Origin of the sequence: Streptomyces sp. NPDC048606, from assembly GCF_040650855.1 — a bacterium.
In the GTDB taxonomy this organism is placed as follows: domain Bacteria; phylum Actinomycetota; class Actinomycetes; order Streptomycetales; family Streptomycetaceae; genus Streptomyces.
This window is the reverse complement of record NZ_JBEZIB010000107.1, coordinates 1-1,464: the sequence shown is the minus strand read 5'-3', so window position 1 is coordinate 1,464 and position 1,464 is coordinate 1. Positions and strand designations below refer to the sequence as shown.

Below are 1,464 nucleotides of genomic sequence, written 5' to 3'. Positions count from 1 at the left end.
GGAGACACGCCCCCCAGTCATGGGACCAGCACGAACACCACCGGCTGACGGACCGTCACTGCCAACCCCCACTGACACCAAACCGACACATCGCAGGCAAGACGATCACGGCCGCCGCGTGCGCGCTGGAGTCCTTCGTGGACGGCCGGATCCTCGTCACCGTGCCCACCCTGGACCTCCTCGTCCAGACCGCCCAGGCGTGGCGGCTGGTGGGCCACCGGGCTCCGATGATCGCCGTGTGCTCGCTGGAGAACGACCCCGTGCTCGACGAACTCGGGGTGCGCACCACCACGAACCCGATCCAGCTCGCCCTGTGGGCCGCCTCCGGGCCGGTCGTCGTACTCGCCACCTACGCCTCCCTCGTGGACCGCGAGGACATCGACACACCCGACGGTCAGCGGAAGGTCCGCGGGCCCCTGGAGGCTGCCCTCGTGGGCGGGGAACGCCTGTACGGGCAGCGGATGGCGGGCTTCGACCTCGCGATCGTCGACGAAGCGCACGGCACCGCCGGCGATCTCGGACGGCCGTGGGCAGCGATCCACGACAACGCACGGATCCCGGCGGACTTCCGGCTCTACCTCACCGCGACCCCGCGGATCCTGGCCGCGGCCCGGCCGCAGAAAGGCGCCGGGAGCGAAGAGGCGGAGATCGCGTCGATGGCCGATGACCCGAACGGAACGTACGGGGCGTGGCTGGCCGAGCTGGGCCTGAGCGAGAGCATCGAGCGGGGGATCCTCGCCGGATTCGAGATCGACGTCCTGGAGATCCGCGACCCCGCCCCCGTCCTCGGCGAGTCCGAGGAGGCGCAGCGGGGCCGGCGCCTGGCGCTGCTGCAGGCCGCGCTCCTGGAGCACGCGGCGGCGTACAACCTGCGCACGGTCATGACCTTCCACCAGAAGGTCGAGGAGGCCGCCGCGTTCGCCGAGAAACTGCCCCAGACGGCCGCCGAGCTATACACCACCGACACATCCGACGCCGACCTGGCCGCCGCGGAGCAGCTCCCCGCGTCATCGATCGACGCCGAGTTCTACGAGCTGGAGACCGGCCGCCACGTACCCCCGGACCGCGTGTGGTCCGCATGGCTGTGTGGGGACCACCTCGTCACCGAACGCCGGGAAGCGCTGCGCCAGTTCGCAGGCGGCATCGACGCCACCGGACACCGCGTCCACCGGGCGTTCCTCGCCTCCGTACGCGTCCTCGGCGAAGGCGTCGACATCACCGGCGAACGCGGCGTGGAGGCGATCTGCTTCGCCGACACCCGCGGCTCCCAAGTCGAAATCGTCCAGAACATCGGCCGGGCCCTCCGCCTCAACAAAGACGGGTCCACGAAGATCGCCCGCATCATCGTGCCCGTCTTCCTGGACCCGGGCGAGGACCCGACCGACATGGTCGCCTCCGCGAGCTACCGGCCCCTTGTGGCCGTCCTCCAGGGCCTGCGATCTCATGACGACCGCCTCGTCGAGC

Annotated in this window: 1 protein-coding gene; it reads left to right on the top strand. The window is 70.8% G+C overall.

All coding sequences use genetic code 11. The features are described 5' to 3' along the window. Positions 1 to 71: 71 nt before the first annotated feature. Positions 72 to 1,464 (top strand): DEAD/DEAH box helicase family protein (locus tag AB0D01_RS39705; protein WP_363064294.1); only part of this gene is annotated, 1,393 nt, incomplete at its 3' end.